Consider the following 13,922-nt stretch of genomic DNA (forward strand, 5'->3'; position numbering starts at 1 on the left):
GTCCGGCACCCCTCCCGTCGAGGGGCCCTCCGGGCTGCCCTGCCGTCTGAATCCACGTCATGAAAAGGGGAGTTGTGGCTCATCTGCTGGTGGTCGAGAGCTGGGTCGGATCGATGAGCAGGCTGCTGCCACGCGCCATCCGCGAGGGCGGGCACGAGTTCACCTTCCTCACCCGTGACCTGCATCACTACCTGCGCTCGGCGCCCGAGGGGGCGGCGCATCCGCTGCTCGGCGCGCGCAATGTGATCACGACCGACACCAATGACCTCGACGCGCTGCTGCCCGAGGTGGAGCGGCTGCACTCGGTACTGGGCTTCGACGGGGTGATCACCTCCTGCGACTACTACCTGCCGACGGTGGCGCGGATCGCCGGACGTCTGGGTCTTCCCGGGCCCGGCCCCGAAGCGGTGGAGAACGCCTGCCGCAAGGACGCCACCCGCCGGGTCCTCGCCGACGCGGGCCTGCCCGGACCACGCTTCGCCGTGCACGAGGAGTGGGCCGACCTCGTGCGGGCCGCGAACGAGATCGGCTACCCGCTGGTCGTCAAGCCGGTCGACCTGTGCGCGGGCATGTTCGTGCGTCGTGTGGACGACGAGGGTCAACTGAGCTCTGCGGTCAGGGCCTTGGCCGACTTCCCGGTCAACGCCCGCGGCCAGCGGCGCACCCCCGCCGTCCTACTCGAAGAGCTCCTCGACGGCCCCGAGGTGAGCGTCGAGACCGTGTCGTACGCCGGCGCAGTGCACCTGGTCGGCGTCACCGACAAGAGCCTCGGCGGAGCGCCCGCCTTCATCGAGACCGGCCACATGTTCCCCGCCGCCCTGTCGCTCGCCGACATCGAGGCCGCCGAGCAGACCACGCTCGGCGCCCTCAAGGCGCTCGGGCTGACGGACGGGGTCGTGGCGCACACCGAGGTCAAGCTGACCTCCGCCGGACCGCGTGTGGTCGAGGTCAACCCCCGCCCCGCCGGCAACCGCATCACCGAACTCGTCCGCCACGTCACCGGCATCGACCTCGCCGCCGCCTTCGTGGACGTCGCCCTCGGCCGCAGGCCCGACCTCAGGCGCACGGACACCGGGCTGCGCAGCGCCGCCATCGGCTTCCTCGTCCCGGAGCGGGCGGGCACGCTCGAGGCGCTCGACGGACATCAACTCAGCGACCTCCCAGGCGTGTTGGAGGTCCAGCTCGCCGAGCCCGGCAAGGTGGTCAAGACGGCCGGCAGCAACAACGAGTACCTGGGCCACGTCATGGCCGGCGACCCCGACGGGCCCGGCGCCCGCGACCGCGTCGAAGGCCTGCTGGCCGGGCTGCGCGCGGGGCTGGTGATCCGGTGACCACCGTCAACGCCTCGCCGGCGGCGCTGAGCCGGACGTACGACGACCTGGTCGCCCACGTCCGCGCGGGCGCGCTGGGACCGGACCCCGGCACGCAGCGGATCGCCGTCGCCTTCACCACCCGGCAGGCCGTACGGCACGACGGGCGGGGCACCGGCTACCGCAACGAGGTGCTCAGTCTCCGGCTCGCCGAGGCCGTCGGGTCATGCGCCGTCGAGCCGGGCGAACTGCCCGACGGCGCGCTCGACGACTGCGTCGGTGCCGACGTGGCACGGCTCCTCGATCATCCGGCGCCTGCCGTGCGGGTGGCCGCCCTCGACGCCTACCTGATGCACATCACCCCGCACACCCCGGACCACGGGGCGCGGCCGGTCGCCCTGCCCGCGGGGTCGTCGCTGGAGAAGTCCACGGCGCGGGCGAGGGCGGTGGTCGAGCTGCTGGACCTGCCGGCCGGAAGCACCGCGCTGGTGGTGGGGGTCGTCAACTCCCTGCTGGGGGCGCTGCGTTCGCGTGGCCTCGGCTATGTCCCGTGCGACCTCAAGGGCGGCGCCACGGAGTGGGGCGAGCCGGTCGTCGCCGACGCGCTCACCGCGGCCGGGGGCTGCGACGCGTTGCTGGTGTCCGGGATGACCCTGGGCAACGGCACCTTCGAACCGCTGCGGCAGCACGCGCTGCGGCACGGCAAGCAGCTGGTGATGTTCGCGCAGACCGGCAGCGCCGTGCTGCCCCGCTTCCTGGGGCACGGCGTGAGCGCGGTGTGCGCGGAGCCGTACCCGTTCTTCTGGCTCGACGGCGGACCCGGGATCGTCCATCGGTACAGGTCCACCGACGTCGTCGATGGACACAGCTGTCCGGGCGGTGAGCGATGACCCCCAGCACCGCCACCGTCGTACGGCCCACCGCCCGCCCCGAGTTGCTCGCCCTGCTCGGCCGCACGCCCGTCGTCCGGGTCGGCGCCGACCTGCCGCACGCCCACCCCGGATTCTGGGCCAAGCTCGAAGGGCTCGCGGCGGGCGGCATGAAGGCACGGGCCGCCGTGGCGATGCTGCTCGGCGCACGGGAGCGCGGCGAACTGCGTCCCGGCGCCCCGGTGGTGGAGTCCACCTCCGGCACGCTCGGCATCGGACTCGCCTTCGCGGGACAGGCACTCGGTCATCCCGTCGTCCTGGTCGGCGACAGCGAACTGGAGCCGTCCATAAGGCAGTTGCTGCGCGCACACGGCGTCCGCCTGGAGATCGTCGACCGCCCCGCCGCACAGGGCGGCTGGCAGGCGGCCCGGCTCGGCCGACTGCGCGAACTGCTTGCCGAACTCCCCGGCGCCTACTGGCCGGACCAGTACAACAACCCCGACAACACGGCCGGCTACGCCTCCCTGGCCGCGGAGCTCGCCGCCCAGCTCGACCACCTGGACATCCTGGTGTGCAGTGTCGGCACGGGCGGCCACAGCGCCGGCATCATCGGCCCGCTGCGCCGCCACTGGCCCGCGCTGCGGCTCATCGGCGTCGACGCCACCGGCTCCACGATCTTCGGCCAGCCCGCCCGGCCCCGCCTGATGCGCGGCCTCGGCAGCAGCATCCACCCGCGCAACGTCGCCTACGACGCCTTCGACGAGGTCCACTGGATCGGCCCCGCCGAGGCCGTGGACAGCTGCCGTCGGCTCGCCCGGGGCAGCTTCGTCAGCGGCGGCTGGAGCACCGGCGCCGTCGCCCGGGTCGCCGCCTGGGCGGCCTGCGTGCACCCGGGGGCGGTCGTCGCCACCGTGTTCCCCGACGGGCCGCACCGCTATCTCGGCACCGTCTACGACGACGACTTCATCGCCGCCCACGGCCTCGACCTGGCCGGCGCGGCCGCCCGGCCCGTGGAGATTCCGCACCCGTACGCCGCCGAGGCGAGCGGATGGGTGCGCTGCGCGCGGGTGGCCGATCCGCTCTCCCTCGGAAGGACACCGTGAAGGTTCACCTGCGCACCGTGCGTCTCGAACTCGCCGAGCCGCTGCGTATCTCCCGCTCCACCATGACCGCCCGGGACGCCGTGTGGCTGGGTGTGGAGCACGAAGGAGTGACCGGATACGGCGAGGCCGTCAGCAGCGTGTACTACGGGCTGGATGCCCACACGCTCGTACGGCTGATCTCGGCAGTCGATCTGGAACGGTTCGCCGATCCCGAGAGCGCCCTTCATGCCCTGCCCTCCGGTGGCGTGCCGCCCGCCGTCACCGCCGCCGTCGAATCCGCGCTCCTCGACCTCGTCGGCAAGCGCGCGGGCCTCCCCGTCCATCGCCTCCTCGGTACGACGGCACCTCCCGTGGCGGCCACCGCGCGCACCATCGGCATCACCTCGCCGATCCGCGCGGCCGCCGAGGCCCGCCGGCTGGCCGCGAGCGGCTTCGAGATCGTCAAGGTCAAGGCGGGCACCCCCGACCCCGAGGACGACGTCGAACGCGTACGGGTCATCCGCGACGCCGCTCCGCGTGCCCGGCTGCTCCTCGACCCCAACGGCGCCTGGAGCCCGGCACAGGCGGCGGCCCTGCTGCCCCGTTTCGCCGACCTCGGCGTCGAGGCCGTGGAGCAGCCCCTCGCGCCCGGCGACCCGGACGCGCTGGGCGCCCTCGCCGAGAAGTCGCCGCTGCCCGTCATCGCCGACGAGGACGCCGTGTCACTGGCCGACGTCCGACGCCTGGCCGGGCGCGTCCACGGCGTCAACGTCAAGCTCGCCAAGTGCGGAGGCGTCCACATGGCCCTGCGCATCGCCGAGGCGATCGAGGGCAGCGGGACCGACCTGATGCTCGGCTGCCTCACCGCCAGCACCCTCGGCCTGGCGCCCGCCGTCCACCTGGCCGGCCGCGCCCGCTGGACCGACCTCGACGGGCATCTGCTGCTCGCCCACGACCCGTGGCACGGGATCGGCGGCGCGGACGGCTTCGTACGGGCAAGCACCCGTCCCGGCCTGGGGGTCGAGGAGGTGACGGCACATGAGGACGTGGCATGAGATGCGACGCTTCCCGCTCGCCGTGCAGCTGCTCCTCGTCAACCAGCTCGGCGTCAACATCGGCTTCTACCTCCTCATCCCCTACCTCGCCACGCACCTCGGCCAGAACCTGGGCATGTCGGCGGCCGTCGTCGGTGTCGTGCTCGGCGTGCGCAACCTCAGCCAGCAGGGCCTGTTCATCATCGGAGGCTCGGCGGCGGACCGGCTGGGAGCGCGGGGCGTCATCATCGCCGGGTGCGCCCTGCGGACCGTCGGGTTCGCGTTGTTCGCGCTGGGGGACGGGCTGCCGGTGCTGCTCGCCGCGTCCGTGCTGAGCGGGCTCGCGGGGGCGCTGTTCAACCCGGCCGTGCGGGCGTATCTCGCGCAGGAGGCGGGAGAGCGGAAGGCGGAGGCGTTCGCGCTGTTCAACGTCTTCGCGACGACAGGCGCGTTGATAGGCCCGTTGCTGGGCAGCGCCCTGCTCCTGGTCGACTTCCGCACGTCCGCGCTGACCGCCGCCGGGATCTTCGCGGTGCTCACGATCGCCCAGGCTCTCGTCCTTCCGGCGCGCAAGGTCGAGCCCAGCGGGAGCGGTGTCCTCGGGGACTGGCGCGAGGTACTCGGCAACCGGGCCTTCCTGGCCTTCGCCCTCGCCATGGTCGGCATGTTCACCCTGGAGAACCAGCTCTACCTGCTGCTGCCCGACGGGGCCCGCGAGGCCACCGGCTGGGACGGAGCGGCGGGCATCGTCTTCCTCGTCGGCACGGTGGCCAACCTGGCGCTCCAGCTGAGGATCACACGAAGCCTCAAGTCCCGCGGCAGCAGGGCGGGTTGGATAGCCGTCGGCCTCGCGGTGATGGGCCTGGCCTTCCTGCCGCCGGCCCTGGTCGCGGGGACGGGATCCGCCGGGTGGCTCGACGCGATACCCGTGCTGCTCGGCGCACTGCTGCTCTACCTCGGCGTCATGGTCGCCTCGCCCTTCGTGATGGAACTGATCCCGCGCTTCGGCCGCCCCGAGCTGACCGGGACCTACTTCGGGATCTTCTACGTCGTCTCCGGCATCGCCGCGGCCGTCGGCAACGCCGTCGTCGGCTGGGCCATGGACGCGGGGGAGAGCGGTGGCCGTGCCTGGCTGCCCTGGGTGTGCTGCGTGCTCGTCGGGCTGGCCTCGGCCGGAGGCGTGGCGTGGCTGCAGCGGCGTGGAGCACTGCCGGCGAGTCCCGCGGCGGCGGCTTCGGTGCGGGACGAAGAGAGGAGCAAGGCGTGAGTGCGGCGCGGGGAGTCGATGTCGAGCGGCGTGGGCAGGGGGAAGCAGACACGGAGCGGCCGGCGGGCGGCGAGTGGCCGGCCGGCCGGGGGCAGGACGCTGCTTTCGGTGAGCCGGGCGAACGGCAGCCCGGCGCGGCCGTCGCGGCGGGGGGAGAGCGGGCAGCTGGGGGCCAGGGCGCCGCTTCCGAGCGAGTCGGTCTGGACGGGCCTGTGGCTGACGCCGCAGCAGGCGGAGGTTGTGACTCCGCCGGGGGCGATGCGGCTGGACACGCTGCCCCCGTCCCCGGCAGCCGTCCGCGCGACAAGGACATCCCCGCCCCCACCACCCCCGCCGACCACCGCAACCTCCTCACCGACAACCCCGCCCTGTACGAGGCCCGCTTCCCCGATCCCGACCGGCTCGCCGGGCGCTGGGCCGAGGACTGTCTCCGTCGCCACGGCGCCGGGCCGCGGGTGCTCGACATGGGCTGCGGCACCGGGCGCGACGCCGCCCACCTGCACTCCGTCGGCCGTACGGTGACCGGCGCCGACCTCTCCCGGGCGATGCTGGCGTACGCCCGGGCCCGGCATCCGGCACCGGCGTACGTACGGGCCGACCTGCACAAGTTCGACCTGGGCCGGGCTGCCTTCGACGCGGTCGTCTGTCTGGACAGCTCCCTGCTGTACTGCCACACCAACGACCAGCTCGACGGCTTCCTCGCCTCCTGCCGTCACGCCCTCGCACCGGGCGGCCTGCTGGTCGCGGAGATGCGTAACGGCGCCTACTTCCTGGGCCGCACGGACCTCCTCGACTCCCCGTCCGGCAACGCCTTCACCTGGCAGGGCGTCGCCTACCGGTCGACCACCACCCTGACCGTCGACCGCACGGACCAACTCCTGCGCCGTACCCGCGTATGGACCGCCGATGAGGGCGGCGTCGACGCGGCGCCCGTCGAGCAGCACTCCGCGTGGCGACTGCTGTTGCCGCACGAGCTGCGCCACTTCCTCGCCGCGCACGGCTTCGAGGTGCTCGAACTGCACGACGGCCCCGGCCCCCGCACCGAACCGCCCTGGCAGGACGGCCGGTTGCCGGGCACCGCCACCGACGCGGACCGGCTGCATGTCGTCGCCCGCCGTCGGCACACCCACTGACACGAAGGACACGAAGGAACAATGATGTACGACGAACGCTTCCCCGGTCTGCGCCGCCGCGGCTTCCTCGCCGCCGCCTCAGGCACCGCCGCCCTCGCCCTCGTCGGCTGCGGAGGCGCCACGGACGACAAGGCGGCAGGCGCCTCCGGCACTCCCAAGCGCGGCGGACGGCTGCGTGCCGCGTTCGCCGGGGGCGGTGCGAGCGAGACCCTCGACCCGCACCTGGGCAACCTCTTCGCCGACGTCGCCCGATCCAAGGCCCTCTTCGACAAGCTCGCCGACTACGGCGCCGACCTCTCCGCCCAGCCCCGCCTCGCCGAGAAGTGGGAGGCCAACAAGGCCCTCGACCGCTGGCAGGTCACCCTCCGCGAGGCCACCTTCCACGACGGCAGCCCCGTCACCGCCAAGGACGTCCTCTACAGCTACCGCCGAATCGCCGACCCCAAGCAGGCGTTCCGCGCCAAGGCGTCCCTGGAGCCCATCGACCTCGACGCCAGCCGGGCGAACGGCGAGCGGAGCATCGAGTTCGTGCTCAAGCGGCCCACCGCCGAATTCCCCAACGTCCTGGCCGCGTTCGGCGCCTTCATCGTCCCCGAGAACGCCACCGAGTTCGACGACAGGCCGATCGGCTCGGGCCCCTTCCGGTTCGTTTCCTTCGCGCCGGGCCGCTCGGCCGTGTTCCGCCGCTACGACGGCCACTGGGACGGCGCCCCGCTCCTCGACGAGATCGAGTTCGTCGTCGCCAACGAGGAGTCCGCCCGCGTCAACGCCCTCCTCGGCGGCCAGGTCGAGTACGCGCACGAACTCAACCCGACCACCGCCCGCGCCCACGAGGGCGGCGGCCGGATCGAGATCGTGCGGCTGCGCAACAGCGCCATGCAGGCGTTCTGCATGAAGACCGACCGGGCACCCTTCGACGACAAGCGGGTCCGCGAGGCGTTCTTCCTCATCGCCGACCGCCAGGAACTCGTCGACGGCGCGCTGTCCGGCGCGGGCGAGATCGGCAACGACCTGTTCGGCAAGGGATACGAGTACTACGCCGCCGATCTGCCGCAGCGCACCCAGGACCTCGACAGGGCGCGCGCCCTGCTCAAGCAGGCCGGCGCCGAGAAGCTCAAGGTCACCCTGGACACCTCGGCCGTCGCCGCCGGGTTCACCGAGGCGGCCGGCATCTTCCGCGACCAGGCCGCCAAGGCGGGCGTCACGATCGACGTCAGGATGGGCAGCAAGGACTCTTACTGGAGCGACATCCTCGACGGCGGCACCCTGTGCTGCTACCGCTCCGGCGCCATGCCCATCGAGTCCCACATTTCCCAGCGGCTGCTCACCGACTCCACCACCAACGCCACCAAGTGGCAGCACAAGGACTTCGACGGCCTCTACCAGCAGGCCCAGTCCCTCCGCGACAAGGCCGAGCGGGCCGCCGTTTACGAGCGTATGCAGCGCCGTCTGTACGCCGAGGGCGGCTTCCTCATCTGGGGCTTCGCCGACTGGATCATCGGAACCGCCCGCACGGTGAAGGGAGTGGAGACCAAGGCCCCCGCCAACACCCTCGACTGGGCCCGCTTCGACAAGGTGTGGCTCGCGTGAGCGGACTGCGCTCCTTCGTCGCCCGGCGGCTGCTGCTCGGCGCCGCGCAGACCCTGGCCGTCGTGCTCCTGGTCTTCGCACTCACCGAGGCGCTGCCGGGCGACGCGGCCGTTGCCCTGGCGGGCGACCAGCCGGACCCCGCGCGTATCGCCGCGATCCGTGAGGCGCTGGACCTGGACCGGCCGGCGTACGAGCGGCTGGCCGACTGGGCGACGGGCCTGGTGCACGGCGACCTCGGCACGTCCCTGACCTCCGGCCGCCCGGTCACCCGGTACATCGCCGACGGCTTCGGGCCGACCCTGCTGCTGGCCGCGCTCACGCTGACGCTCCTCGTCCCGCTCGGCTTCGGCCTCGGCGTGCTCGCCGCCCGCCACGAGGGACGGCTCGTCGACCGGCTGGTCAGCTCGGTGACGCTGGCGGTGTACGCGGTCCCCGAGTTCGCCCTCGGGGTCCTGCTGGTGACGGTCCTCGCGCTCGAGCTGGCCTGGCTGCCGCCGACGGCGGTCGGCTACGGCACCGACCTGCTCGCCCATCCGGCGGCGCTGGTACTGCCGGTGCTGGTCCTGCTGTGCCGCCCGGTGTGCTCCCTGTCCCGCCTGGTCCGGGCGGGCATGGTCGACGCCCTCGCCTCCCCCTACGCCGTCCACGCCCGCCGCTACGGCGTCCCCGGCGCCCGTGTCCGCTACGCCCACGCGCTGCCGAACGCCCTCGCCCCGGCCGTGCAGCAACTCGCCCGCACCGTCGACTGGTTGCTGTGCGGAGTGATCGTCGTGGAGGCCCTCTTCGTCATCCCGGGCCTGGGCACGGTCCTCCTCAATGCCGTGGCCGAACGGGACGTGCCCGTGGTGCAGGGGCTGGCCGTGGTGTTCGGCGTGCTCACGGTCGTGCTCAACCTCGGTGCCGACCTGGTGGCCCACCGGCTCACGCCCCGCGCGGGGGTGGCCGCATGACGACGCCTGTCGGCCGCCGTAGCCGTTTCGCGTTCGGCCTCGCCATCGTCGCCGTCCCCCTCCTCCTCGCCCTGCTCGGACCGCTGTTCGCCGGTGCCCCCGGCCCCCGCGCCACCTCCTTCACCCTCGGCGACGGCCACTGGCTCGGCACCGACTTCGTGGGCCGTGACGCCTGGCGACAAGTCCTGCTGGGCGGCCGTACGGTCGTCCTCACCGCCCTTGCCGCGACCGCGCTCGCCTACCTCGTCGCCGTCCCGGTCGCGCTGATCAGCGCCCTCACCCGCCTGCGAGGGCTGGAGGAACTGCTGATGCGGCCGCTGGACGTGCTGCTCGCCGTGCCGTCGCTGCTGCTGATCCTGCTCGTGGCCTCCGTGCTGTCGCCGGGAGCGACCGGGCTTGCGCTGCTCGTGGCGCTGGTGAACGTGCCCGACGCGGCCCGGATCGTGCGGGCGGCGGCGGGGGAGGCGGCCGTGCGTCCCGCGGTCGAGGCGCTGCGCATGCAGGGGGAGACCAGGTGGCGGATCGCCGTCGGCTACGTCGGCCGTTCGGCGCTGCGCACCCTCGCCGCCGACGCCGGGATCCGCCTGACCGGCGTGCTGTATCTGGTGTCGACGGCCGCGTTCCTCGGGGTCGGCGTCGCCCCGGACGCCGCCGACTGGGCCGTCATGGTCGACCGCAACCGCACCGGCCTGCTGATCCAGCCCTGGGCCGTGGTGGTGCCCGCGCTGCTGATCGTGGCCCTGACGATGGGCACCAACCTGCTCTTCGACGCCGCGCTGGAGAAGACCGCGCGGCACAAGGCCGTACCGGAGAAGAACGCACTTGAGCAGAAGGGACCACGCCGGTGAGTCGGGCAGAGCATGCGGCGGTCGCCGAGATCCGCGATCTCCGCGTCGAGATCGACGGCCGCGCGATCGTCGACGGCGTACACCTGCGTGTGCTGCCCGGGAAGGTGACCGCGCTGGTCGGCGCCTCGGGCAGCGGGAAGACCACGACCGGCCTGGCGCTGCTGGGGGAGTACCCGCGCGGCGCCCTGGTCACGGGTGAGGTGCGACGACCCGGGGACGGCCCGGTGGGTTACGTCCCCCAGCACCCGGCCGCCGTCCTCAACCCGGCCCGCCGCGTCAGCGCCCTCCTCGACGACCTCGCCCGCCACCGGGTCCGCCACCTGCCCCGCGCCGAACGCCGCCAGGCGGCCCGGGCACTGGTGCTGCGAGCCCTCTCCGACGCGCAACTCCCGGACGCGGACGGGCTGTTGTCGCGCCACCCGCACCAGCTCTCCGGCGGCCAGCAGCAACGCGTCGTCCTCGCCCAGGCCTTGCTGCTCGGCGCCCGCGTCGTCGTCGCCGACGAACCCACCACCGGCCAGGACGCGTTGACCAAGAGCCGTATCGTCGAGCAGCTGGCGGCGGTCGCGGCACGGGGCATCGCGGTCGTCCTGCTCAGCCACGACCTCGACGTGGTGGGTGCCCTCGCCGACGAGGTCCTCGTCATGCGTGCGGGCCGGGTCGTCGAGTCGGGGCCCGCGGAGCGGCTGTGGACGGCGCCCCGGCACGAGTGGACCCGCCGGCTGTTGGCCGGACAGCGCGTGGACCCGCAGGTCGGGACGAGCACGGATGCGACACAACCAGTCCTGGAGGTACGGGACTTGGTGGCCGTGCACGATCGCAGGACTGTCGTGCTGCGCGCCCCGCACCTCGTCCTCCACCCCGGCGAGTGCCTCGCGGTGGTCGGCCGTTCCGGCAGCGGCAAGACGACGCTCGCCCGCTGCCTGGCAGGCCTGCACCGGGACCAGGACGGGCAGATCCTGCTCGACGGCACGCGGCTCCCGCGCAGCCTGCGGCACCGCAGCCGTGCCCAACTCGCCGCCGTGCAGTACGTCTTCCAGGACGCCCGCGCCGCCTTCGACGAGTACCGGCCCGTGCTGCACCAGGTGGCACGTACGGCGATACGCCTGCGCGGCGCCGACGAACGGACGGCGACGGAGGAGGCGTCCGCCACCCTGAACCGCCTCGGCCTGCCCGAGAACCTGGCCCGCCGTCGCCCCGGCGAACTCTCCGGCGGCGAACTCCAGCGCGCCGCCCTGGCCCGGGCCCTGCTCGCCCGCCCCCGCGTGCTGATCTGCGACGAGGTCACCTCCGGCCTGGACACGGTCACCCGGCGGGGCATCCTCGACGTCCTGGCGGGCCTGGTCGGCGAGGGCGACGGACTGTCCCTCGTCCTCATCACCCACGACCTGGACACCGCACGGCCGGCTCACCGGATCGCCGTACTGGACGCGGGTGAACTGGTCGAACAGGGGTCGGCGCAGCGGATTCTGACGGAGCCTCGGCATCCGTTCACTCGCTCGCTCATGCGGACGACGGAGCGTCCGGAAACGGGGAGTCGGCTGTGAGAGCCGACCTCCGGGCACCGTCGCGGAGGAGACGGGAAGGCCTCCGCGAAGGGCCCGGAGGCCGGCAGCAACGGGTCGCGCCCGCGCCTACGACCTGGTCGGCAGGCGCCGGTGGCGCGGGCGGGCGGTGGCCCGGGCGAGCAGCGTGTGGATCTGGCGCACCGCATCTCCCGGGTGGGTGGCCGGGGTTGCGAAGGGCAGGCGGACGTCGTGGTGGGAGTCCGCCGTCTCCAGCCGGAGCACCAGGCCGTGCCGGTCGAGCCGCAGCGGCCGAACGCCGGTCGCGCCGAGCTGCTCCCTGGCCGGCAGCAGCCGGGCGAGCGGGGCGACGGTGTCGGCGTGGGCCGCGTCGAGCCGGCCCAGCATCTCCGCCTCGTGGGTGGCCAGAGGGTCGGGGGAGGCGAGGGTCAGCTCGTCGAGGCCGATGAGGGCCGTGCCGTCGTCCTCGGTGAGCACGGCCCGGGCCGGGTGGAACACCAGGTTCTTCGGGCCGAGCGCGCTGAGCCAGCCGCCCAGCGTCAGCCGGGAGCGCACCCTTTCGCGTACGGCGACGGCGGCGACGTCGGTGAACTCCACAAGGGCGGCCAGATCACCGTGCGGCGCCACGGCCAGCTCGGCGGCCAGGTGGCCGTCCGGCGGGTTGTGCAGGAGCAGCCGTGCGGCGGCGTCGACGGTGTGCAGGCCGATCAGTTCGATGCGGTGGCTCTGCGTGGTGACGGTCAGCGAGCCGGCCGCCGCCAGCACCGAGCGGGCACGCTCGGCGGGCGTCGGCTCAGGGCAGGTGGCAGCAGACATGGGAACCTTTCGAGCCGGTTGGCTTCCTACTTAGGTAAGCCTAACCTATCTTTGCTTCGAGTGGTCACCAACCCGTCAGCAGCAGGTGGTTGACGAGCAGGGCAAGCACCGCCTGTCCCGCCAGCCAGGCCCGCGGCCAGCTCAAGAAGGCGCAGGCCGGCAGTAGCCACAGGGCGAACGGCAGCCAGATCCGCTCCGTTTCCGCCTTGCTCATCCCGGACAGGTCGGCGGCCAGTACCGCGACGAGCGCGCCGAGCACCAGCACGCCGAGGCGGAACGCGGCCGTCCCCCGCTGCCGGACGACCACCACCCCGGTCCGCCGCAGCCCCGCCGCCGTCGCCAGGCCCACCACCAGCACCTGGCAGGCGAGGTTGGCCCACACCCAGTAGGCCTGCGGCCGGGTGCCGCCGGCGCCCTGGTTGTAGCGGGTGACCAGCAGGTCGCAGGCCTCCCACCAGTAGAAGCCCAGCGCGGTGAACACCGCCGGCACCACCAGGAACCCGGCGAACGCGAAGGGCAGCGGCCGGATGCGCTCGGAGCCCAGGAACAGCACCGCCGCCGCGATCACGACGAAGAGCGTCAGGCCGTACGACAGACAGACCGTGAGGCCGAACAGTAGGCCCGAGGCCAGGCCGGTCCAGCGCGGCCGGTGCCCCGTCACCGCCAGCGCGAGCAACGCCACCGCCCAGGCCGCGACGGCCGCGAAGTAGCCGTCGGCGGAGGTGCCCATCCACACCGCGCCCGGCGCCAGCGCCAGGAAGGGCGCGGCACGGCGGGCGAGCTTCTCGTCGGCGAGGGTGCGCACGGTGACGAGAATGCCGACGGCGGTCGTGGCCCCGACGGCGATGCACCAGACCCCGGCCCATGCGCCGCCGCCCAGGCCGATCCGGTCCAGCTGGACGAAGGTGAGGGTGGCTGCCGGGGGGTGTCCGGCGACGTGCGCGGGCCAGTGGTCCGGTGAGCCGAGCAGGATGTGCCCGGTGAAGTCCCGCAGTGTCGCCGGGATGTCCTGGAAGCGGTCGATGACCTGGAGATACTCGTAGCGGGTCGTCAACCGGCGGGCGATGCCGCGCTGCCAGCCGTCGACCAGCGCGAGCGAGAAGGTCCACGCCAGGCCCGCGCCGTAGACGGCGAGCAGCAGGCGGCGCCACGGCAGCCGGGCGGCCAGGACCGGGCCGTACGCCACGACGGCGACCGCGACGGCGATCGCGGCCGGAGTGCCCGGGCCGACATGCGGGCCCCAGTCCGCCAGGAGCGGCGGCCAGTTGACGAAGAGGGTGCCGTCGCGGGTCTCGATCGCGGTGCCGACCAGGGCGGCGAGAGCGAACAGGAGCGCGGCGGCCGCGGCCGCGTACAGATCGCGGCGCAGGTCCCTGCGGGCGTCGGGGAGCGCGTCGGGGCGGGAGTCGGGCAGGAGATCGCTGGTCACGTCTGCACGCTAGGACGCGGCGGGTCCACCGGACGCGTGACAGGCGCGGACGTCAGAGTTTCGTCATG

General features: G+C 73.5%; 12 protein-coding genes. 10 read left to right on the forward strand and 2 right to left on the reverse strand.

The window, feature by feature from the left end; all coding sequences use genetic code 11:
• The first annotated feature begins 74 nt into the window (after nt 1–74).
• The 10 genes from ACZ7M7_RS22960 to ACZ7M7_RS23005 all read left to right on the forward strand — a co-directional run bounded on the left by ACZ7M7_RS22960 (nt 75) and on the right by ACZ7M7_RS23005 (nt 11,630).
• Nucleotides 75–1,331 carry an ATP-grasp domain-containing protein gene (locus ACZ7M7_RS22960; protein WP_472120253.1) on the forward strand — a complete coding sequence of 419 codons (1,257 nt, stop codon included), beginning with the start codon at nt 75–77 and terminating at the stop codon, nt 1,329–1,331.
• On the forward strand, nt 1,328–2,200 hold the full coding sequence (locus ACZ7M7_RS22965; RefSeq protein ID WP_472119778.1) for a hypothetical protein: 873 nt from the start codon (nt 1,328–1,330) through the stop codon (nt 2,198–2,200). Before ACZ7M7_RS22960 ends, ACZ7M7_RS22965 begins: the two co-directional genes overlap by 4 nt.
• Nucleotides 2,197–3,282 (forward strand): PLP-dependent cysteine synthase family protein, encoded by a 1,086-nt coding sequence (locus tag ACZ7M7_RS22970; RefSeq protein ID WP_472119781.1) that lies wholly within the window; start codon nt 2,197–2,199, stop codon nt 3,280–3,282. Before ACZ7M7_RS22965 ends, ACZ7M7_RS22970 begins: the two co-directional genes overlap by 4 nt.
• Complete coding sequence (locus tag ACZ7M7_RS22975; RefSeq protein WP_472119784.1) at nt 3,279–4,316, forward strand: dipeptide epimerase; 1,038 nt, start codon at nt 3,279–3,281, stop codon at nt 4,314–4,316. The genes ACZ7M7_RS22970 and ACZ7M7_RS22975 overlap by 4 nt, the downstream gene beginning before the upstream one ends.
• The gene (locus ACZ7M7_RS22980) at nt 4,300–5,562 is read left to right on the forward strand and encodes an MFS transporter (RefSeq protein ID WP_472119787.1); all 1,263 of its coding nucleotides are present in this window, start codon (nt 4,300–4,302) and stop codon (nt 5,560–5,562) included. The genes ACZ7M7_RS22975 and ACZ7M7_RS22980 overlap by 17 nt, the downstream gene beginning before the upstream one ends.
• 311 nt (nt 5,563–5,873) lie before the next feature.
• The gene (locus ACZ7M7_RS22985; RefSeq protein WP_472120255.1) at nt 5,874–6,695 is read left to right on the forward strand and encodes a class I SAM-dependent DNA methyltransferase; all 822 of its coding nucleotides are present in this window, start codon (nt 5,874–5,876) and stop codon (nt 6,693–6,695) included.
• A gap of 24 nt (nt 6,696–6,719) precedes the next feature.
• Complete coding sequence (locus ACZ7M7_RS22990; protein WP_472120257.1) at nt 6,720–8,285, forward strand: ABC transporter substrate-binding protein; 1,566 nt, start codon at nt 6,720–6,722, stop codon at nt 8,283–8,285.
• On the forward strand, nt 8,282–9,235 hold the full coding sequence (locus ACZ7M7_RS22995) for an ABC transporter permease (RefSeq protein WP_383604212.1): 954 nt from the start codon (nt 8,282–8,284) through the stop codon (nt 9,233–9,235). Before ACZ7M7_RS22990 ends, ACZ7M7_RS22995 begins: the two co-directional genes overlap by 4 nt.
• Nucleotides 9,232–10,083, forward strand: coding sequence for an ABC transporter permease (locus ACZ7M7_RS23000; protein WP_472119790.1), 852 nt, complete (start codon nt 9,232–9,234; stop codon nt 10,081–10,083). Before ACZ7M7_RS22995 ends, ACZ7M7_RS23000 begins: the two co-directional genes overlap by 4 nt.
• Entirely contained in the window at nt 10,080–11,630 is a 1,551-nt protein-coding gene (locus ACZ7M7_RS23005) for an ABC transporter ATP-binding protein (RefSeq protein ID WP_472119793.1), read from the forward strand. The genes ACZ7M7_RS23000 and ACZ7M7_RS23005 overlap by 4 nt, the downstream gene beginning before the upstream one ends.
• An 87-nt stretch (nt 11,631–11,717) precedes the next feature.
• Here ACZ7M7_RS23005 and ACZ7M7_RS23010 read toward each other — a convergent pair whose 3' ends face one another.
• Entirely contained in the window at nt 11,718–12,425 is a 708-nt protein-coding gene (locus tag ACZ7M7_RS23010; RefSeq protein WP_472119796.1) for a DUF2470 domain-containing protein, read from the reverse strand.
• A 64-nt stretch (nt 12,426–12,489) separates the two neighbouring features.
• The gene (locus ACZ7M7_RS23015; protein WP_472119799.1) at nt 12,490–13,854 is read right to left on the reverse strand and encodes a hypothetical protein; all 1,365 of its coding nucleotides are present in this window, start codon (nt 13,852–13,854) and stop codon (nt 12,490–12,492) included.
• Nucleotides 13,855–13,922 lie beyond the last annotated feature (68 nt).

The sequence above is a fragment of the Streptomyces sp. NPDC111606 genome, from assembly GCF_055656945.1.

Bases quoted from the DNA above. Each gene is read 5' to 3' on its own strand.
- ACZ7M7_RS22970 (WP_472119781.1), top strand. From the start codon at position 2,197: ATGACCCCCAGCACCGCCACCGTCGTACGGCCCACCGCCCGCCCCGAG.
- ACZ7M7_RS22980 (WP_472119787.1), top strand. From the start codon at position 4,300: ATGAGGACGTGGCATGAGATGCGACGCTTCCCGCTCGCCGTGCAGCTG.
- ACZ7M7_RS22990 (WP_472120257.1), top strand. From the start codon at position 6,720: ATGTACGACGAACGCTTCCCCGGTCTGCGCCGCCGCGGCTTCCTCGCC.
- ACZ7M7_RS23010 (WP_472119796.1), bottom strand. From the start codon at position 12,425: ATGTCTGCTGCCACCTGCCCTGAGCCGACGCCCGCCGAGCGTGCCCGC.
- ACZ7M7_RS23000 (WP_472119790.1), top strand. From the start codon at position 9,232: ATGACGACGCCTGTCGGCCGCCGTAGCCGTTTCGCGTTCGGCCTCGCC.